This is a genomic window from Allobosea sp. OAE752, from assembly GCF_050433265.1.
Lineage (GTDB): Bacteria > Pseudomonadota > Alphaproteobacteria > Rhizobiales > Beijerinckiaceae > Allobosea > Allobosea spartocytisi.
Genome location: NZ_JBNPXO010000001.1, coordinates 597,054 through 616,198, shown reverse-complemented (window position 1 = coordinate 616,198; position 19,145 = coordinate 597,054). Strand labels below are relative to the sequence as shown.

Below are 19,145 nucleotides of genomic sequence, written 5' to 3'. Positions count from 1 at the left end.
GCTTTGAACCTTCATGCCGCATGAGAAAGCCGCCGAAACAAGCGTAACTATCTGACGAATTTATATAAATTTGAAATTGGCCGCCTGTGGGGCGTCTTGTCGGACGATCGCCTTAAGCCCCGCTTAAACCCGCCATGGCGAGATAGCGGCAAGCGGGCATGTCGGTCCGCACGAGTTAGGCGTTGCGTTTCGGATGGTGATGGCAGCACTCAGGACACAGGCGGCAGCACTGGTGCATGCATCGGCGCGGTCGGACACCTGCGAGAGGGGGCGCCACGAGCGCTTCATCCTGTCGCGGCTGCTCGTCGGCGCCGGTGCCCTTGGTCTTGCGCCTGCCTATCTCGCCTGGCGCGGAACGCTTGGCACCTTCGAGGCCGCGATCGTCGTGGCGGCGGCGCTGCCGCTCCTGGCCGTCTTCATCCTCTCCCGCAGCGGGCGGCTCGACATCGCCCATGCCGTCTCGGCGGCGGCGCTGTCCCTGTTCATCGTGACGCTCGCGGCCGCGACCGGCGGCGCGCGCTCGCCGCTCCTCGCCGGGCTCGCCATCCTGCCGGTGGAGGCCGCCAGCCTTGGCGGCCGGAAATACGTGTTTCGCGCCGGGATGGTGGCGGTGACCGCGCTGCTGGCCATGGTCGTCGCCGACCAGCTCGGCGCCTTCGCCGCTCCTGCGGCCTGGACGCAGCAGGCGATGCCGCTTCTCGTCATCGGGGCACTGGTGCAGGCGCTCGTCGTCACCGCGATCATGCTGCGTCGGCGCGATACGGAATTGCGCGAATACAAGGCGTCCGACGAGCGCGCCCGGGCGCTGCTCGACCATGTCGGCGATCTCGTGACCTGGCATGACGTGGACGGTGCCGTCGTCTTCGCCAATGCCGCGGCGCGCCAGCTCGCGGGAGCCGAGCCGCGCGAATTGATGGGCCGTGGCCTGTTCGAGCGTGTCCACATCGCCGACCGTCCGCTGTTCCTCAAGGCGCTGAGCGATGCCGCCCATGGCGATGCCGGCGTCAGCGCCTGCTTCCGCACCCTGTTCGTGCCGCGGGAGGATGGCGGGGCGGGGCGGGTGCCGGTCTCGCGCTGGCTCGAAATGCAGGCTTATCGGGTCGCGGGGTCTCAAGCCGGCAAGGGCGCGACCGTCGTCTGCGTGATGCGCGACGTCACCGCGCGCCGGGTGCTGGACGAGGAGCGTGAGCGCGGCCATGCCGAGGCCCTCAAGGCCAACGACATCAAGGGCCGCTTCCTGGCGACGGTCAGCCATGAATTGCGCACGCCGCTCAACGCCATCATCGGTTTCTCCGAGATGCTCAGCATGGACGAGACGGGGCGCCTCGATGCTGGCAAGCGCGCCGAATATGCGCGGATCGTCCATGCCTCGGGCAACCATCTGCTCGATGTCGTCAACACACTGCTCGACATCTCGAAAATCGAGAGCGGCGCCATGTCGATCGAGCGTGAGCCGCTCGACCTCGGGGTGCTGGCGCAGGATTGCTGTGCGCTGATGGCGCTGCGCGCCGAAACCGGCGGTATCGCGCTCGAGCATGTTCTGGGCCCTGCGCTGCCGCAGGTCGAGGGTGACAGGCGCGCGCTCAAGCAGGTCGTCCTCAACCTCCTCTCCAACGCGGTCAAGTTCACCCCTGCGGGCGGCCGCGTCACCCTGGCCGTTATTCGCGACGGGGATGTGATCGACCTCTCCGTCTCCGACACGGGCATCGGCATCTGTGCCGCCGATCTGCCGCGATTGGGTGATCCCTTCTTCCAGGCCAAGGGCTCCTATGACCGCTCGCATGAAGGCACCGGCCTCGGGCTTTCCGTGGTGCGCGGACTCGTCGGCCTGCATGGCGGGCGGCTGAGCATCGAGAGCGCTCCCGGCGTGGGCACGCGCGTTTCGGTGCGCCTGCCGGTCGGCGGCGCCGAGACGGTCGAGCCGCCGGCCAAGATCGTGACCTTCGCCAGGGCGCCGCGCCGTGGCATCGACACCAAAGAACCGCTTCGCCTGACTGCCTGAAAACGAGCCGAACCGATGTCCGCAACCATGGCCGCCCGCGCCCGCCCCGGCGCCTCCTTGTCCGCTCCGGTCCGGCGCGCGCAGCCGGCGCGCCGGAAATCATCCCCGTGGTTCGCCCGCCTCATCCGGACGGCGAGCCGGCGGCCGGGCCGCGCCCTGATCCTCCTCGTTTTCGGCATCGTCTCGCTCGCCATCGTCGCCAATGCGCTGATGTTCCAGACGGCGCGCCATCCCCATCCGATCCTGTCGGCGCCGCGCCCGGTCGAGGAGGCGCGTCCCGCCGCCCGGCGTGCCGAACCCGCGCCGGCTCCCGCTGCGGCGCCTCCGACCGACATTCCTTCGCTGCTGGGCCCGGCCCTGCCGCCGTCGCGCCCCAGCGACCTGTCCCAGGCACAGCCGGCCGTGCGTGAGGCCGCGCCCCGGCCGCCTGCGGCCGTCACCAATGTCGCGCGCACGCCGGCTCCGGCTCCCGCCCCGGCGGCAGCTCCCGCGCCGCGCGCTGCTGCGGCTCCCGCTCCGCGCGATCCCATCGCCGATCTGATCAACGGCGCGGATATGCGCCCGCCGGCGGAGATCCGCGGCGCCGCCACGCGTTCGGCGGCCGCGCCGCGCCGAACGGCTTCCAATTGACGCCCGGCTTCGCCAGCCCATGGCGCGCCTGACCAGCGAGTTCTGGGTTTCTGCCTGGCTGCGGCAGGCGGCGCATGACGGGCTCATCGCCGTGCTGCGGCGTCGCGGCGCGGCCGAGGCCGGCGCGATCTTCGTCAAGCTCGACCGCCTCGACGGCACCGCCGTGCTCTACGGCCCGGCGCCGCAGACGTTCGCCAGCGACGACGGTGTCCGTCGCTTCCAGCTCCTGCTCGACGCCGATCCGCTGACGGTCGAAGATCGTGTCACGCGCGAATTGCGCTTCGACGGTGACCTCTGGCTCGTCGAGATCGAGAACCGGGCGGGCGATCCGCGCCTGGAGCTGGTGAGCGACTAGCGCATTTTCGAGCGAAGTGGACACCGGTTCGCGTGAAGAAAATGCGATAAAACAAAGAGATGGAGCATTCCCGCGATTCGGGGAGCTGCGGAAATGCTCTAGCCGCGCTCCCGCTGCGGGCCGATCCGCCCCAGCACCTCGGACATGGCGGGCTGGCCTTCCGGCCGGGCGGTGCCCGTTCCGGCGCGCGAGGGGGTGCCGCTCGGGTCCATCGCCGGCTGATGCTGGCCCCGGCGCTGCGGAGCCGCCGGCGCGAGCCCGGCGATCTGCTGGACGAGGCGCCGGGCGATGACCGGCCTGATCGAACGCATCAGGGCGACGAGCGCGAAGATGCGCTCGACCGAATGCGCGGCCTCGTCTCCGAGCCGGATCAGGAAGCGCGTCGCCTCCTCGACGGTGGTGCCGCTGGCGATCAGGGCCAGCGCCGCGAGTTCGCGTGTCGCGTCGCGATCCATCGCCTCGGCGAGCGCCGGGCCGCCGCCGAAATGCCGGGCGATGGCGCTGAAGGCTCGCGTCCGGTCCTCGCTGGCAAGCGCGAGCCAGTCGGCGAGGACCGCGGCCGGAAGCGGCGGGAGCCGCTCGCCGGGATGCAGCGCCTCATGCGCGGCCAGGGAATCGAGGATGCTGAGCCGCCGCTCCGCGCCGGCGCGCAGGAAAAGCGGGGCGAGCTCGATATTCGAGAGGTCCGGCCGGCCGAGCAATCCCGATCGATAGGCCGGGCGGCTGCGGGCGCGCGCGATCAGGATGTCGGCGGCGGCGCGGGGCAGGGGGGCTTCGGTATTGGCGATCAGAGCGAGGTCAAGCGCGTCGGAGTCCCGCTCGACCAGCATCAGCGTCGCGGCGGCGGTGAGGTCGCGGCGCGCGCTCAGGGCCGACAGCATCTCGTCATCGCCCGTCTCCGCCAGCTCTTCGATCTCGGCGGGAGCGAGCGGCAGGCCGTGCCGCAGCATCTCGGCGAGGATCGTGCCGCCGCGCTCGCGCAAGGCCAGCAGGACCGACGCGGGTGTGTGTCGCCAGCCGGAGAGCTTGCGCGCGAGGATCAGCGCCGTCGCCTCGTCGATGCCGGGAATCAGGGCCGTCGCCATCTCGGAAAAGGCCGCGAGGTCGTCCTGCGGAGGGCGCGGCACCGAGAGCAGCAGGTCGGCTCTGACACGCAGCGAGACCTGGCTGAGATCGAGCCCGCCTTCGCGCGCGAGGCGAGCGAGATCGGCGAGTTCCTTGGCGGGGGAGGTGGTCATGAGGCAGCAAATCCGATGTCGGATCGCAGATTATCCCCGATGGCTTAAGGCCACGTTAACCATGTCCGGGCCTGATGGTCTTGAGAGCTGTGACACGGGAGCGGCCTCTGCGTCGTCCGTGGCTTTCGCGATCGTAAGCAGGCGCTGGACAAGGAGGCGCACATGGCCGACGTCATCCCCTTCGCGCTCTGGCGGCGCTGGCAGGCGCGGAGCTGCGCCTTCCCGCAGACGAGCGCCGAAATCCTGTTCTTCACCGGCGTGCGCTTCGAGCGCCCTGCCGAGCCCGGCCCACGCAACGCCTTGCCGCGCGGCAGCCGCCCGGCGACGGGCAAGGCCGTCGGCCGCAGGAAGGCCAGGCAGCCGGCGTGACGGATTCAGCAGACGCGACGACACGCCGCCGGCCGCGCGGCGGCAAGACGGCTTTCGCCGCGCTGCTCGCGCTGCTGGCCTCGGCCTGCACCGCGACGACCGGCGATCTCGGCCGGCCGCGCCCGACCGTCTGGTCGCAGCTCCTGGCGCCCGAGGCGGGGTTCCTTGCGGCGGCGGTCCGGGGCGAGGCGGCCTCGCCTTTCCGCCTGACCGATGACGAGGAGCAGATGCGCGACCGCGCCTGGCGCTTCGTCATGCCCGCCAGCCCGCACAGCATCTTCCAGGGGGAGGTGTCGAACCTCGCCCATACCCGCATCCTGCCGGTTGCGGCGCAGTCGAACGACGTCTCCGACTATTTTCGCGGGCTGACATCGACCTCCTTCGCCTCGCAGAGTTCGCGCTACAACCGCATGAGCGAGGATGTGAATGCCGATCGCCTGCTGATCGGCCCGTTCCGCGCCAATGCGATGCGGGTGGTGAGTATGGACCGGGTGCGGATGCGCACGGTCGAATCCTCCCCCGATGTCGCACCCGAGAAGCAGGACCCGGCCCTGGCGCGCGTCGTCGAGAACGAGGGGCTGGTCTTCTGGGTCTGCGAGCGCCTCGATTTCCGCCTGAGGAGCTATCGTTACGCGCTGGCCAATCTCGTGGTCGAGATGCCCTCCCGCGAGGCCATCCGCGCCGAACGCGCCATCATGGCGCTGGAGGCCGAGGCCGGCCCGCTCTGCAGGATGCCGCTCAACGACGCCTTCGGCGAAGGCACGAAACGCCCCGTGGTCTACAAGGGCTGAGTGGCGGGCGGCGCACCGTCAGTTCGCCATGCCGCACTGGATGCCGGTGGCGAGCGCTTCGGCATCCGCCCGGTCGGAGGGGCGCTTGGCGAGCACGCGCGCGACGATGAGCCCCTGTGCGGTGTCGGAGACCACGCGCAGTTCGCGGCTCGTCTCGCCCTCCTCGTCATTGGCGACGCGCTCGTCATATTGCGCCTCCGTCATCACCAGGAATTCCAGCACGCCTCGGATCGCGGCCCGGTCGGTGATGGCGTAGATCACGCCGCCGCCCTGGCGGTGCAGGGTGAGTCCGAGCGGCAGCGTCCCGATATGGGCGACGACCCGCATCGGCCCGGCCGAGAGATCGTAGCCGCAGACGGCGGTCACCGCATTCGGGTCGGCCTCCTGCAAGGGCGGCAGTCCTGAGGCATTGCCGGCCGGCGGGACGATCTCGGCATGGCCCTCGCTGCCGAGATTGCGATAGGCATGCGCCGCATCGCGCTGCGACAGGACCGGGATCAGGAGAATCGTGACGATGTGCACGATGGCTGCGAGTATGAGCCCCGCGAGCGTCGTCAGGGCCAGGCGCATGGCTGCGGAGCGCAGCCGGTCGGGCCAGCTCCGGGGCGCCGGGGCGGGCCGGGGAGCCTTCCCGGGCCGGGCCTCGTCCGGAAGCGGCGCGGCTGTGGGGTCGAGCGCGCTCATCGGCAGTCGATGCGCGTGATCCGGGGCAGGTTCGCCGCCCGCGTCTCCCCGGTCTGGCTCGACACCGGCGTATCGTAGAGCCGCAATCGGAGCTGGAAGCGTCCGCCCGCCGGCAGCGGCAGCCAGTTGCCGGCCTGGGCCGCCGCCGCGGCCGTGATCGACAGCCCGCCATCCTCTCCGCGCACGATTTCCGAATCCGTGAAGCTCACCCGTTCGAGCGGCAGGTGGAAGGGGCGGCCGGCACCATCCGTGACGCCCAGCGTCCAGCCCCGCGATGTCGGGATGGTGCCGCTGATGCGATAACGGCAGCGCCCTTCGAGCGGCGCGCCGTCATCGCTGCGCTCGGCGATCAGCTCGAGCCCCTCGCCGGCGCCGATGGGCAGATGGACGCCGCGCGCCAGATAGGCCCGCATATAGGGATCGACGTCGCGGCTGCCGCTGCCGGGCCAGGCCATCCAGGAGCCGACCTCGACCTTGCCCACCACCGGCCGGCCGGCGACCGCCCAATGGGCCGAGACCAGCCCGAGACCGGCGCCCAGCCCGAGAATAGTGGCGAGATCGAGGATTCGCACGCTTGCCTTCCGCGCCTGTGCCGCATCGCAGCCCGCCGGAGTTGAACCCCGACGCTCCGGGCCGTCAACCGCCGGCGGTGTCTCGGTTTGAATATCGGGTTGCGCGCCCCTGGCGAACCCACAAAGCGGATTGAAACACTGCGTGGAGACCCGCGCTCATCATGGCCAAACGGGCACGCCGTCCAACCCCGCGGTTTCCGGCAGGCCGCAGATCAGGTTCGCATTCTGCACCGCCTGGCCGGCCGCTCCCTTGCCGAGATTGTCGACCGCGCCCATCGCGATCACCAGGTTGCGCTCTGGATCGGCCGCATAGCTGACGAATGCGAGGTTCGAGCCCGTAGCCCATTTGGTCTGCGGCGGCTTCTCGGTCACGCGGACGAAAGCCCGCCCGGCGTAGAAGCGCCGGGCCGCGTCCAGGCACTGCTCCGTGGTGGCGCGGCCGCGGCAGTAGATGGTGGCGAGGAGGCCGCGGGTCATCGGCACCAGATGCGGCGTGAACACCAGCCCGGCCGCGCTGCCGCCGCTCAACCGCTCGATCGTCCTGGCGATCTCAGGCATATGGACATGCTTGAGCAGCCCATAGGGGATCAGGTTCTCATTGCTCTCGGCGTAGCCGAACTTGCTGTCGCCACCGCGGCCCGCCCCGGAAATGCCCGTCTTGACGTCGACCACGATGTTACCCGGCTCGATCAGCTTGTCGGCCAGCAGCGGCGCCAGCGCGGCCAGCGTCGCAGCCGGGAAGCAGCCGGGGTTGGCAATGCGGGTCTGCCCCTTGATCTCAGCCGGCCAGACGTCTGCCAGGCCATACGCCCAACCCTCGAGGTAGCGGTGGTCGCCGCCGATATCGACGATCTTCACGTCCTGGGAGACGCGCGCCAGGGCCTCGGCCGAGGTGCCCGTGGGCAATGACGCGAACAGCAGATCGAGCTTCGGCAGCGTCGCCGGGTCCCACTTCTCGATCACCAGCTCGGCCAGCTTGGATGGCACACCGGGGAAGCGGTCCACCAAACGGCTGCCGGCACTGCTTTCGCCTGCGGCGTAGACCAGCTCGAAAGACGGGTGGCTGGCGATCAGGCGCAGCGCCTCGCCGCCGCCGAAACCGCTGATCCCGACAATGCCGACGCGAATGCTCATGGTGGTGTCCTTCTGGAGTTCGGGCAAAAGAAAACCCCCGGAGCCGAGGGCTGCGGGGGTTCAGGAAGGCGGGCCGAGGCCGCTTCGGCGGGTGGGACCTACGATGAGGCCGTCACCACGCGGAAGAACGCTGATCGACGCGCAGCCCGAAGAGCCGCCGCTTGGGGGAAGCGGCGTCGGCGTCGATCACAAAGGTTCTGGTTCCTGAACATGCCCTGGGACACTGTCGCGAGCCCTATTCATCGTCAAGCGGAATATCCGCTTTCGACGGTGGGTTAGCGGAGGTTGGCACCCTCGGCTCACGGACTAAAACAGGCTCGCAGGATAAGGACGATGACGATGACCGAGGCGCTGGACGAGGGGCCGTTTTTTCACGGCACGATCGCGGATCTGCGCGTGGGTGATTTCCTCATCGCAGGATACCGGTCGAACTATTGTCCTGAGGTGGTGATGAACCACATCTACTTCACGGCCCTTGTGGACGGCGCCGGGCATGCCGCCGAAATCGCGGCGGAACTTGCCGAAGGCGATGCAGTCCCGCGTGTTTATGTCGTAGAGCCGACCGGGACATTCGAGAACGACCCGAATGTGACCGACAAGAAATTCCCCGGCAACCCCACTCGGTCGTATCGCAGCAGCGCACCGCTCAAGGTCACCGGCGAAATCACGCATTGGACCAGATTGACGCCCGAAGCGCTCCAGATGTGGAGAGAACGACTGACGGCACTGCGCTCGAACGAACGAGGCGAAATCATCAACTGATGCGTGGCGACGCGCATCTCGTGCCGAGGCAGCGCCCAACTGTCAGCGCAGCCGCGTCTCCAGCCCCGAGACCTCGCGGATGCCGACCTGGACCGGGCGGCTGGCGCTGCGCGAAGGCTCGACCGTCTTGAACAGCGCCCCGACGGCGGACAGGACCTCGAAGGATTGCCGCGGCATATGGCCGGCGCCCGGCATGCCCGCGCCGAGCGGGTCCGGCGTCGTGCCGTTCGCCTTCGCCACCGTAACGGCCTTGGGGTCGACGGGGACGCCCGGAATCGGCTTCAGCTCCAGCCCCTGATGGGCGAACTGCATGATCTCCTTGAAGGTCATGGCCGGCAGCGCGCCGCCGGTCAGGTTCGCGGTCTCGGAGGAATCGTCGTTGCCGAACCAGACGGCCTCGACGAGGTTGCCGGAATAGCCGACATACCAGGCGTCCTTGTAGCCGTTGGTCGTGCCGCTCTTGCCGGCCGTCACCACGCCGTCGAGCGCGGCGCGACGGCCGGTGCCCTCGGTCGGCACCTTGGAGAGCATGAAGTTCATGTCCTGCACGACCTGGGTCGTCAGGACCTGCTGCGGCTCGGGCTCGTCGCGGCCGTGATTGTAGATCAGCTCGCCCTGCGAGTTATGGATGTCGAGCGCCGCATAGGGCTTGGCCCGCTTGCCGCCATTGGCGAAGACGGCGTAGCCGGCGGCCTGGTCGATCACCGTCACCTCCGCCGCGCCGATCGGCAGCGAGACCGTGTCGGTGAGCGGCGTCGTCAGCCCCATCGCATGGCCCATCGCCACGATCTTCTTGCGGCCGATGGCGGCGGCGCGCGCCTCATGCGTCTCGCCGGTGGCACGGCCGATCGCGATCGACATCTGCACCGGGATCGAGTTGATCGACTTCGCCAGCGCCACATAGAGCGGCATCGACCCCGAGAACGAGCCGCCGTAATTCTTCGGGCACCAGTTGCCGATGCAGACAGGCCGGTCGGTGACGATGGTGTTCGGCCGATAGAGCCCGGCCGAGAGCGCCGTCGCATAGACATAGGGCTTGAAGGAGGAGCCGGGCTGGCGCTGGCTCGCCGTGGCGCGGTTGAACTGGCTTGCGCCGTAGTCACGCCCGCCGACGATGGCGCGCACCGCTCCGTCCGGGTCCATGACGACGGTCGCGGCCTGCTTCACGCGATAGGTCGGGCCGTGCTGGCGCAGGATCGCCTCGACCGCCTCGTCGGCCCGTTGCTGGATCGCGGAATCATGCGGCGTCTTGACGGTAAGCACCCGGTCGGAGCCGAGCTTGCCCTCCTCGGCCAGCTCCTTCACCTGGTCGAAGGCCCAGTCGAGATAGTAGTCGGGGCTGGATTCGCGCTTGCGGTCGACCGGCGTCGCCGGATTGCGCTTGGCGCTGTCAACCTGGCCGGCGGTCATGAAGCCGGCATCGACCATGGCGTTGAGCACGTCATTGGCCCGTGCGCGGGCGGCGGGCAGGTTGACATGCGGCGCGTATTTCGTCGGCGCCTTGAACAGGCCGGCCAGCATGGCGGCTTCCGCCAGCGAGACGTCCTTCACCGATTTGCCGAAATAGTATTCCGCCGCCGCCGCCACGCCAAAGGTGCCGCCGCCCATATAGGCGCGGTCGAGATAGAGCTTGAGGATCTCGCTCTTGCTCAGCCGGGCCTCGAGCCAGAGCGCCAGGAAGGCCTCCTTGATCTTGCGGTCGAGCGAGCGCTCGTTGGAGAGGAACAGGTTCTTGGCGAGCTGCTGCGTCAGCGACGAGCCGCCCTGCACCACGCCGGAGGCGCGCGCATTCACGGTCAGCGCCCGGAAGGTGCCGATGATGTCGATGCCGAAATGGTCGTAGAAGCGCCGGTCCTCGGTCGCGATCACGGCCTTCAGCAGATGGTCCGGCATCTCCTCCAGCTTGAGCGAGTCGTCGTGCCGGGCGCCGCGATGGCCGATCGCATTGCCATAGCGGTCGAGGAAGGTGACGGCGAGCACCTGGCTCTTCAAAGCCTCCTCATTGCCGATGCGGAAGGCGGGCAAAGCCAGTATCAGGACGAAGAGCGCGCCGACGATGCCGATGTTCAGCCCCTCGCTGGCGAATTCGGCCGCAAGGCGCCTGGGGCCGGTCACGGTCAGGCGGTCGGCCTGGCTGCGGATGCGCTCGTAGATCTCGCCGACGCGGCGGCCCGCGCCCCACAGGCCGGCATCGAGCCATGAATCGACGGCGAGCGCATAGCGCTTCAGCCGCGTCCTCCAGCCTGCCTTCCTGAACTCCATGGCCGTTCCAGGCTTCCCGAATGGCCCCCGACACAGTCCTGCCCCGCGGTCGCCGCCTTGGCAACAGGAGGGTGCCCGGTCATAGACACATAATCACGCCCCGCGCGGCGGTAAGGGCAGCATGCGCGGAATTCTTTTTTTAACAGCAGGAAGCAGGCCAGCCGGCCTGTCCCGGATTGGGACAAGGACGCGCGCCGATGCGCCGCCCTTCCATCTTCCGGCGCATCGGCGCATAAGCCTGCCATGGAGCCGAAGCCCGCGACAAACGAGCCGTTCTGGCTGACCACGCCGCTCGAGGAGATGAACCGCGAGCAGTGGGAGTCGCTCTGCGACGGCTGCGGGCGCTGCTGCCTCGTCAAGCTCGAGGACGAGGATAGTGGCCGCCTCTTCGCCACTGATATCGGCTGCCGCCTGTTCGACGCGGGCACCTGCCGCTGCCGCGACTATCCGAACCGCTCTCGCGAAGTCCCCGATTGTGTCACCCTGACGCCGGAGGATGTGCGCACGCTGCCCTGGCTGCCGCCGACCTGCGCCTATCGCCTCATTGCGGAGGGCAGGGATCTGCCCTGGTGGCATCCGCTCGTCTCGGGCGACCCCGAGACGGTCGTGGCGGCCGGGATCTCGGTGCGTGGCCGGGTCTTCGCCAATGAGGACGAGGTGACGGAGGACGAGGTGACCGAGCGCATCGTCGCCTGGCCGCTGCGCTGGCCCCGGGCCGCCCGCGGCGGACGCGCGAAATGAAGCGTCGGTGCTTCCGCGCCTGCGGGCGTTTTGTTGCACCTGCTCATTGATTGTTCAGCCGCTTTTGGGCATGACCGCCCCATCCCGCCGTCCCTGCCTATGGGGCATCGATGGCACGCGCACGAAACTTTCGCATCGCCGTGGCGTTGCTGCGTCCGGCTGCAAACGAAGAGGTTGAAGTGATGGCAGGTGGGAAGTGGGTCTATACCTTCGGCGACGGCAAGGCCGAGGGTGAGGCGGGAATGAAGAACCTGCTCGGCGGCAAGGGCGCGAACCTCGCCGAGATGAGCAATCTGGGTCTGCCCGTTCCGCCCGGCTTCACCATTACCACCGAGGTCTGCACGGCCTATTACGACAACGGCAAGAGCTTCCCGGCCGAGCTCGACGGGCAGGTCAAGGCCGCGCTGGCCGGCATGGCCAAGCTCACCGGCAAGACTTTCGGCGACCCCGCCAATCCGCTCCTCGTCTCCGTCCGCTCCGGTGCGCGGGCCTCGATGCCGGGCATGATGGACACCGTCCTCAATCTCGGCCTCAACGACGAGACGGTTGAGGCCGTCGCCAAGGCCTCGGGCGACGAGCGCTTCGCCTGGGACAGCTATCGCCGCTTCATCACGATGTATTCCAACGTCGTGCTCGACATCGACCACGGCCTCTTCGAGGAGGCGCTGGAAGACTACAAGGAGCGCAAGGGCCTCCATCTCGATACCGACCTCTCGGCGGCCGACTGGAAGGTGCTGGTCGGCAAGTACAAGGAGCTCGTCAAGAAGGAGCTCGGCTCGGACTTCCCGCAGGACCCCGAGAAGCAGCTCTGGGGCGCGGTCGGCGCCGTGTTCTCCTCCTGGATGAACGCCCGCGCCATCAAGTATCGCGAGTTGAACAGCATTCCCGCGAGCTGGGGCACGGCGGTCAATGTCCAGTCGATGGTGTTCGGCAATATGGGCGACACCTCCGCGACCGGCGTCGCCTTCACCCGCAATCCCTCGACCGGCGAGAACGCGCTCTATGGCGAGTTCCTGATCAACGCCCAGGGCGAGGACGTCGTTGCCGGCATCCGCACGCCGCAGGACATCACCGAGAAGGCGCGCATCGAGGCGGGCTCCGACAAGCCCTCGATGGAACGGGAGATGCCCGAGGCCTATGCCGAGCTCTGCCGCATCTACGGCATCCTCGAGAAGCATTACCGCGACATGCAGGACATGGAGTTCACCATCCAGGAGGGCAAGCTCTGGATGCTGCAGACCCGGTCCGGCAAGCGCACCGCCAAGGCGGCGCTCCGCATTGCGGTCGAGCTTGCGACCGAAGGCCTGATCACACAGGAGGAGGCCGTCGGCCGCGTCGAGCCCGGCGCGCTCGACCAGCTCCTGCACCCGACGATCGATCCCAAGGCCGAGCGCCGCGTGCTGACCACCGGCCTGCCGGCCTCGCCCGGCGCTGCCGCCGGCGAGATCGTCTTCAATTCCGACGATGCCGAGGCCGCCAAGAAGGCCGGCCGCAAGGTCATTCTCGTGCGCGTCGAGACCTCGCCGGAGGACATTCATGGCATGCATGCCGCCGAAGGCATCCTGACCTCGCGCGGCGGCATGACCTCGCATGCGGCGGTCGTGGCGCGCGGCATGGGCAAGCCCTGCGTCTCCGGCGCCGGCCAGATCCGCATCGACTATGCCAAGGGCACGCTCACCGTCGGTCCGACCACGCTGAAGGCCGGCGATTTCGTTACCATCGACGGCGGCAACGGCCAGGTCCTGCTCGGCGAGATCAAGATGCAGAAGCCGGAGCTGTCCGGCGAGTTCGCGACGCTGATGGGCTGGGCCGACAAGGTCCGCCGTCTCAAGGTCCGCGCCAATGCCGAGACCCCAGACGACGCCAGGACCGCCCGCGAGTTCGGCGCCGAGGGCATAGGGCTCTGTCGCACCGAGCACATGTTCTTCGAAGGGGACCGCATCCAGGCCGTCCGCGAGATGATCCTCGCCCAGGACGACAAGGGCCGCCGCGCCGCGCTCGCCAAGCTCCTGCCGGTGCAGCGCCAGGACTTCGTCCAGCTCTTCACCATCATGAGCGGCCTACCGGTGACGATCCGCCTGCTCGACCCGCCGCTGCACGAGTTCCTGCCGCAGGGCGACAAGGAGATCGGTGAAGTTGCGGCGGCACTCGGCGTCACCCCGGACGCATTGCGCCAGCGCGCCGCCGAGCTGCACGAGTTCAACCCGATGCTCGGCTTCCGCGGCTGCCGGCTGGCCGTCGCCTTCCCCGAGATCGCCGAGATGCAGGCCCGCGCCATCTTCGAGGCCGCTGTCATCGCGGCCAAGGAGACCGGCAAGCCGGTGATCCCGGAAGTGATGGTGCCGCTCGTCATGGGCAAGCCGGAGCTCGATCTGGTCAAGGGTCGCATCGATGCGATGGCCAAGGCCGTGATCGAAGAGAGCGGCACGAAGATCGACTATCAGGTCGGTACGATGATCGAATTGCCGCGCGCCGCGCTGCGCGCCGCCGAGATCGCCGAAAGCGCCGAGTTCTTCTCCTTCGGCACCAACGACCTGACGCAGACGACGCTCGGCATCAGCCGCGACGACGCCTCCTCCTTCCTCGGCTCCTACACCGCCAAGGGCCTGCTCGAGGCCGATCCCTTCGTCACCATCGACCAGGATGGCGTCGGCGAACTGGTCAAGCTCGCCGCCGAGCGCGGCCGCAAGACCCGCAGCGACATCAAGCTCGGCATCTGCGGCGAGCATGGCGGCGACCCGGCCTCGATCGGCTTCTGCGAGAGCGTCGGCCTCGACTACGTCTCTTGCTCGCCCTTCCGCGTGCCGATCGCGCGGCTTGCGGCGGCGCAGGCGGCGCTGGGCGCGATCAAGCCGAAAGACGGCTGAGCCGGATCGCAACTGCCGGGCATGGCGCCCCTGCACGGGCGCCATGCAATTTGCTGCGTCGCAGCATGATGGGCGGAGTGCCATAGTACGGTCCTCCGCCCGGTTGTCCGGGCCTGTCGGTCCATCACCATGAACGAGACGACTTCCGACGCTCCGACCATCGGGGCGGGGCTGACCATTGTCCTGGCCGCGGCCTGCGGCCTGATCGTCGCCAATCTCTATTATGCGCAGCCCCTGGCTGGACCCATCGGCGCAACGCTCGGCATGTCGGCGGAGCTGACTGGCCTGATCGTCACCCTGACGCAGATCGGGTATGGGTTGGGGCTGGTCTTCCTGGTCCCGCTCGGGGACCTCGTCGAGAACCGGTTGCTGATCGTCACCCTCGTCGCCCTGGCGGCCGTTTCGCTCGGCATGGCCGCCCTGGCCGCCAGCGCGGCCGTCTTCCTCGCCGCTTCGCTCTTGATCGGCATGACCTGCGTCGCCGCGCAGGTCCTCGTACCGCTTGCGGCCCATATGGCGCCCGAGCAGATTCGCGGCCGGGTCGTCGGCAATGTCGTGAGCGGCCTGCTGTTCGGCATCATGCTGGCGCGGCCGGTTGCGAGCCTCGTCGCGGACGCCGCTTCCTGGCATGCAGTCTTCGTCCTCTCGGCCGTGGCGATGTTGGCTCTGGCGGCCTTCCTGTGGTTTCGCCTGCCGCAGCGCCGACCCCATACGCGGCTGGGCTATGGCGAGCTGATCGCGTCCATGGGCGCGCTGGTGATGAGCACGCCGGTGCTGCGCCGCCGCGCCGGCTATCAGGCCTGCATGTTTGCCGCCTTCAGCCTGTTCTGGACGGTGACGCCGCTTTATCTCACCGGTCCGCAGTTCGGCCTGACCCAGCGCGGCGTCGCGCTGTTCGCATTGGCGGGCGTCGCGGGCACGATCGCCTCGCCGATCGCCGGGCGCCTCGCCGATGCGGGTTGGACGCGCCCGGCGACGGCCTTCGCCCTGATCCTCGCGGCAGGGTCCTTCGCCTTGACCTTCCTCGCCGAGCCGGGCTCGACGGTGGCCCTGGCCTTGCTGACCATCGCCGCGATCCTGCTCGATTATGGCGTGACGACGGGCCTGGTGCTCGGGCAGCGCGCCATCTTCGCGCTCGGGCAGGAACAGCGCAGCCGCCTGAACGGTCTTTTCATCGCGAGCTTCTTCATGGGCGGCGCGCTCGGCTCGGCGCTCGGGGGCTGGGCCTTCGCGCATGGTGGCTGGCCGCTCGCGGGCGCGCTCGGCGCGGCGATGCCGCTGCTGGCGCTGGCCTATTTCGCGACGGAGTTCCGGGCGCGGGATTGATGCGCCCCGCAGGTGGGGCATGATGCCTCGCGAAGGAGCATCCCATGGGCGATCTGACCACCATCGGCTTCGATGCCGACGACACGCTCTGGCAGAACGAGCAGTTCTTCCGCATGACGGAGGAGCGCTTCGTCGCTCTGCTCGGCGAGCATGGCGAGGCGGCCGAGATTTCCGGCCGTCTGCTCGAGGCCGAGAAGCGCAACCTTGGCTTCTACGGCTTCGGCATCAAGGGCTTCGTGCTCTCGATGGTCGAGACGGCGATCGAGATCACCAGGGGTCAGGTTCCGGCCGCCGTGATCGGCGAGATCCTCGCCGCCGGGCGCGAGATGGCGGCGCATCCGGTCGAGACGCTGCCGCATGTCCGGGAAACGCTCGAAGCGCTGTCGGGCGACTACCGGCTGGTGCTGATCACCAAGGGCGATCTCTTCGACCAGGAGCGCAAGCTCGCCCAGTCCGGCCTCGGCGATTTCTTTCACGCGGTCGAGATCGTCAGTGACAAGAAAGCCGCCACCTATGAACGCATCTTCGCGCGCCATGGCGACGGGGCAGGGCGGGCGATGATGGTCGGCAACTCGCTGAAGTCGGACATCCTGCCGGCGCTGGAGGCCGGCTCATGGGCGGTGCATGTTCCGCATGAGCTGACCTGGGTGCTGGAGCATGCCGAGGAGCCCGTCGGGCACGGGCGTTATCGCGCGATACCGCATCTCGGCCCTTTGCGGGGCCTCGTCACGCAGCTCGCGCGGTAGCCGTTCGCCATCGGCCTTCACTCGACCCAAAGGCCATGCCTGCGGTGCCACTCCTCGATCGATTCCTCCGGATAGCCTTCGAAGCTCAGGTCGTTCTCCGCGATATCCGGGTCGACCCAGCCGGCCTTGAAGCGCAGCATGATATGGGTCTTCTCGGGAGCGCGTGGCAGATGGCTGTCGATCGCCGAGGCGAAGGGATGCAGCAGATCCGGCCAGCGTGGATCGAACAGCCACAGCGCCGTCCCGCAGGACTTGCAGAAGTGGCGCCGCGCTTGCGATCGTTCGCAGGTGCCGTCGTCGTCGCGAATTTCGGCGCTGAAGCTGCCGACGCTGTCTTGGCCCTCGACCTTCAGCGTCGCGGCCTCGGCCGACAGGTTGATGGCGAAGCCGCCTCCGCCTGCCGTCTTGCGGCAAATCGAGCAGTAGCAGAGTTGATACGGGACGGGCGCATGGCTCTCGACCGAGTAGTGAACCGCCCCGCAGCGGCATGAGCCCTTCAGCGTGATCGGCATGACCTAGCCTCCCTTTGCCTGTCCAACACCGGCTTTCGCCGCGTGTTCCGCGATGCCCGCGGGCGCCTTGCTGGACCTGCCTTGCATTTCGTGCTATCGCCACCGATGTAAGACGAGATGCGGCCGGGTTCTGGCCACTCCTCCGCTTGGCGGCTTGTCCGGTGGCGGTTACGAATCAGATCCACCACACATCGCTACAAGGCCATGGCGAGGCGTCCGCGCGTCCGTCGTGTCATACCGATAGACGCGGATCTGAACGTAAGGACTAACACTATGAACAAGGGCACCGTGAAGTGGTTCAACGCCACCAAGGGCTACGGCTTCATCACCCCTGAGAACGGCGGCCAGGACGTTTTCGTCCACATCTCCGCCGTCGAGCGTGCCGGCCTGCGCGAGCTGCGCGAAGGCCAGGTCGTCTCCTTCGAGATGGTCGCCGATCGCAAGACGGGCAAGACCTCGGCCGGCAACCTCGTCGCCGAGTAATAACCGAATCGACCGGGTGGGCGTTCGCCCGCCCGGTCCACAATAAACCTGCCGGCGCTGTGGCTAGCGGTTCGCCGGTGGGACCGATTCTCTGATATCCAGGCCGGATACGGGCCGACGGCGCAGCCGAAACCACATGCGCCCCCCGTCATCACGGCGTCCAGAAAGCTTTTTCTTGACTAAATTCGCTGATCTCGGCCTCGCCGAGCCGCTTCTCAAGGCGCTCGCGGCCGAGAGCTATGAAACGCCCACGCCGATCCAGGCGCAGGCGATCCCCCACATTTTGAAGGGCCGCGACCTGCTCGGCGCCGCCCAGACCGGCACCGGAAAGACCGCTGCCTTCTCGCTTCCGATGCTGCACCGGCTGCTCGGCAAGCCGCGCCAGATGCCGCAGCGTGCGGTGCGCGTGCTGATCCTCTCGCCGACGCGTGAGCTTGCCGCCCAGATCGAAGCCTCGATCCGCACCTATGCGCAGTTCACCACGCTGCGTTCGACCGTGATCTTCGGCGGCGTTCCGGTCGGCAAGCAGATCCGCGCGCTCGGTGACAAGATCGACATCCTCGTCGCCACGCCCGGCCGTCTGCTCGACCTCGTCGACCAGCGCGCCGTCTCGCTGCGCGAGATCGAGTTCCTCGTCCTCGACGAGGCCGACCAGATGCTCGACCTCGGCTTCATCCATGCCCTGCGCCGCATCGCGACGCTGATCCCGAAGGAGCGCCAGACGCTGCTCTTCTCGGCGACCATGCCGAAGCCGATCCGCGACATCGCCTCCGCCTACCTCACCGACCCGGTCGAGGTCGCGGTGACGCCGGTCGCGACGACCGCCGAGAAGATCGACCAGCGCGTCATCTTCACCGAGCCCGGCGACAAGCCTGCGCTGCTGGCGAAGACGCTGTCCGTGCCGGAGATGGAGCGCGCCATCGTCTTCACCCGCACCAAGCATGGCGCCGACAAGGTTGTGCGCCAGCTCGAGCAGTCGGGTATCGAGGCGGCGGCGATCCACGGCAACAAGAGCCAGGGCCAGCGCGAGCGCGCCCTCGGCGCCTTCCGCAACGGTAGCTTGCGCATCCTCGTCGCCACCGACATCGCCGCACGCGGCATCGATGTCGACGGCGTCAGCCATGTCGTGAACTACGACCTGCCGAACGTGCCTGAGAGCTATGTCCACCGTATCGGCCGCACGGCACGCGCTGGCGCTTCCGGCGTTGCGATTGCCTTCTGTACACCGGAAGAGCGCGGCGATTTCGCGGCCATCGAGAAGCTGACCGGCGTCAAGCCGACGCCGATCGGCGAGGTGCCGTATTGGGACGGTCGCACGCCTAAGAAGCCGGCGCAGAATCGCGGCGGCCGCAGCCAGCAGCAGGCCCGCCCGCAAGGCCAGGGCAGGCCGCAGGGACAGGCCAAGCGGGCGGACGGCAAGCGCTCCGACCAGGGCGGTCATCGCAACCATGCCGGCGGCGCGCCGCGGCAGGAGCGCCAGGATCGTCCGGAGCAGCGGCAGGAGCATCGTCCGCGCACGGGCGAGCGGCAGCAGCGTCCTGAGCAGATGCAGCAACGAAAAGAAGCGACTTCCGCGAAAGAAGGGCTTGGCGGCGTCGCGTTCTTGCAGCAAAGAACACAGCAACCACGCACCGACGGCGCCCGGCGGCGCGCGCGCTGACGCGCGATCGG

At 68.4% G+C, this 19,145-nt stretch carries 18 protein-coding genes; 12 read left to right on the top strand and 6 right to left on the bottom strand.

All coding sequences use genetic code 11. The features are described from left to right. The first annotated feature begins 199 nt into the window (after positions 1 to 199). The 3 genes from GGC47_RS02855 to GGC47_RS02845 are packed head-to-tail and all read left to right on the top strand — an operon-like array spanning position 200 to position 2,987. Positions 200 to 2,002: a sensor histidine kinase gene (locus tag GGC47_RS02855; protein WP_185747780.1), complete on the top strand. Its 1,803-nt coding sequence runs from the start codon at positions 200 to 202 to the stop codon at positions 2,000 to 2,002. A gap of 15 nt (positions 2,003 to 2,017) precedes the next feature. Next, on the top strand, positions 2,018 to 2,632 hold the full coding sequence (locus GGC47_RS02850) for a hypothetical protein (protein WP_038361103.1): 615 nt from the start codon (positions 2,018 to 2,020) through the stop codon (positions 2,630 to 2,632). A gap of 19 nt (positions 2,633 to 2,651) precedes the next feature. Then, complete coding sequence (locus GGC47_RS02845) at positions 2,652 to 2,987, top strand: DUF1491 family protein (RefSeq protein ID WP_142020189.1); 336 nt, start codon at positions 2,652 to 2,654, stop codon at positions 2,985 to 2,987. Between the two features lie 98 nt (positions 2,988 to 3,085). Here the strand turns inward: GGC47_RS02845 and GGC47_RS02840 are convergent, their stop codons facing one another. Further along, positions 3,086 to 4,225: a DUF2336 domain-containing protein gene (locus GGC47_RS02840; RefSeq protein ID WP_142020190.1), complete on the bottom strand. Its 1,140-nt coding sequence runs from the start codon at positions 4,223 to 4,225 to the stop codon at positions 3,086 to 3,088. A 162-nt stretch (positions 4,226 to 4,387) separates the two neighbouring features. Between GGC47_RS02840 and GGC47_RS02835 the strand changes: the two genes are divergently transcribed. Together GGC47_RS02835 and GGC47_RS02830 are read left to right on the top strand one after the other, a co-directional pair. Further along, positions 4,388 to 4,594: a hypothetical protein gene (locus tag GGC47_RS02835; protein ID WP_038361109.1), complete on the top strand. Its 207-nt coding sequence runs from the start codon at positions 4,388 to 4,390 to the stop codon at positions 4,592 to 4,594. Next, on the top strand, positions 4,591 to 5,385 hold the full coding sequence (locus tag GGC47_RS02830) for a hypothetical protein (RefSeq protein ID WP_142020191.1): 795 nt from the start codon (positions 4,591 to 4,593) through the stop codon (positions 5,383 to 5,385). Before GGC47_RS02835 ends, GGC47_RS02830 begins: the two co-directional genes overlap by 4 nt. Before the next feature lie 18 nt (positions 5,386 to 5,403). Here GGC47_RS02830 and GGC47_RS02825 read toward each other — a convergent pair whose 3' ends face one another. From GGC47_RS02825 to argC, 3 genes are all read right to left on the bottom strand, one after another. Continuing rightward, positions 5,404 to 6,069 carry a DUF1254 domain-containing protein gene (locus GGC47_RS02825; protein WP_142020192.1) on the bottom strand — a complete coding sequence of 222 codons (666 nt, stop codon included), beginning with the start codon at positions 6,067 to 6,069 and terminating at the stop codon, positions 5,404 to 5,406. Next, positions 6,066 to 6,641 (bottom strand): DUF1214 domain-containing protein, encoded by a 576-nt coding sequence (locus GGC47_RS02820; protein ID WP_142020193.1) that lies wholly within the window; start codon positions 6,639 to 6,641, stop codon positions 6,066 to 6,068. Before GGC47_RS02820 ends, GGC47_RS02825 begins: the two co-directional genes overlap by 4 nt. Before the next feature lie 159 nt (positions 6,642 to 6,800). Continuing rightward, the gene (gene argC / locus GGC47_RS02815; protein WP_142020194.1) at positions 6,801 to 7,775 is read right to left on the bottom strand and encodes an N-acetyl-gamma-glutamyl-phosphate reductase; all 975 of its coding nucleotides are present in this window, start codon (positions 7,773 to 7,775) and stop codon (positions 6,801 to 6,803) included. Between the two features lie 333 nt (positions 7,776 to 8,108). Here argC and arr point away from each other — a divergent pair, with 333 nt between their 5' ends. Further along, the gene (gene arr, locus GGC47_RS02810) at positions 8,109 to 8,537 is read left to right on the top strand and encodes an NAD(+)--rifampin ADP-ribosyltransferase (protein ID WP_210245552.1); all 429 of its coding nucleotides are present in this window, start codon (positions 8,109 to 8,111) and stop codon (positions 8,535 to 8,537) included. Between the two features lie 42 nt (positions 8,538 to 8,579). Here the strand turns inward: arr and GGC47_RS02805 are convergent, their stop codons facing one another. Further along, positions 8,580 to 10,799 carry a transglycosylase domain-containing protein gene (locus GGC47_RS02805; RefSeq protein ID WP_142020195.1) on the bottom strand — a complete coding sequence of 740 codons (2,220 nt, stop codon included), beginning with the start codon at positions 10,797 to 10,799 and terminating at the stop codon, positions 8,580 to 8,582. Between the two features lie 243 nt (positions 10,800 to 11,042). Between GGC47_RS02805 and GGC47_RS02800 the strand changes: the two genes are divergently transcribed. From GGC47_RS02800 to GGC47_RS02785, 4 genes are all read left to right on the top strand, one after another. Further along, positions 11,043 to 11,540: a YcgN family cysteine cluster protein gene (locus tag GGC47_RS02800; RefSeq protein WP_142020196.1), complete on the top strand. Its 498-nt coding sequence runs from the start codon at positions 11,043 to 11,045 to the stop codon at positions 11,538 to 11,540. Positions 11,541 to 11,722: 182 nt separating this feature from the next. Next, positions 11,723 to 14,407 carry a pyruvate, phosphate dikinase gene (gene ppdK / locus GGC47_RS02795; RefSeq protein ID WP_142020197.1) on the top strand — a complete coding sequence of 895 codons (2,685 nt, stop codon included), beginning with the start codon at positions 11,723 to 11,725 and terminating at the stop codon, positions 14,405 to 14,407. A 129-nt stretch (positions 14,408 to 14,536) separates the two neighbouring features. Beyond that, the gene (locus GGC47_RS02790) at positions 14,537 to 15,733 is read left to right on the top strand and encodes an MFS transporter (protein WP_142020198.1); all 1,197 of its coding nucleotides are present in this window, start codon (positions 14,537 to 14,539) and stop codon (positions 15,731 to 15,733) included. Between the two features lie 44 nt (positions 15,734 to 15,777). Further along, positions 15,778 to 16,479, top strand: coding sequence for an HAD family hydrolase (locus GGC47_RS02785; protein ID WP_113253368.1), 702 nt, complete (start codon positions 15,778 to 15,780; stop codon positions 16,477 to 16,479). Positions 16,480 to 16,496: 17 nt separating this feature from the next. On the opposite strand, the gene GGC47_RS02780 is transcribed toward GGC47_RS02785, so the two are convergent. Continuing rightward, positions 16,497 to 16,991, bottom strand: a complete 495-nt coding sequence (locus tag GGC47_RS02780) for a GFA family protein (RefSeq protein WP_142020200.1) — start codon at positions 16,989 to 16,991, stop codon at positions 16,497 to 16,499. A gap of 273 nt (positions 16,992 to 17,264) precedes the next feature. Between GGC47_RS02780 and GGC47_RS02775 the strand changes: the two genes are divergently transcribed. Together GGC47_RS02775 and GGC47_RS02770 are read left to right on the top strand one after the other, a co-directional pair. Next, positions 17,265 to 17,474, top strand: coding sequence for a cold-shock protein (locus tag GGC47_RS02775; protein ID WP_038361128.1), 210 nt, complete (start codon positions 17,265 to 17,267; stop codon positions 17,472 to 17,474). Positions 17,475 to 17,649: 175 nt separating this feature from the next. Further along, positions 17,650 to 19,134, top strand: coding sequence for a DEAD/DEAH box helicase (locus GGC47_RS02770; protein WP_038361130.1), 1,485 nt, complete (start codon positions 17,650 to 17,652; stop codon positions 19,132 to 19,134). The last annotated feature ends 11 nt before the right edge of the window (positions 19,135 to 19,145 follow it).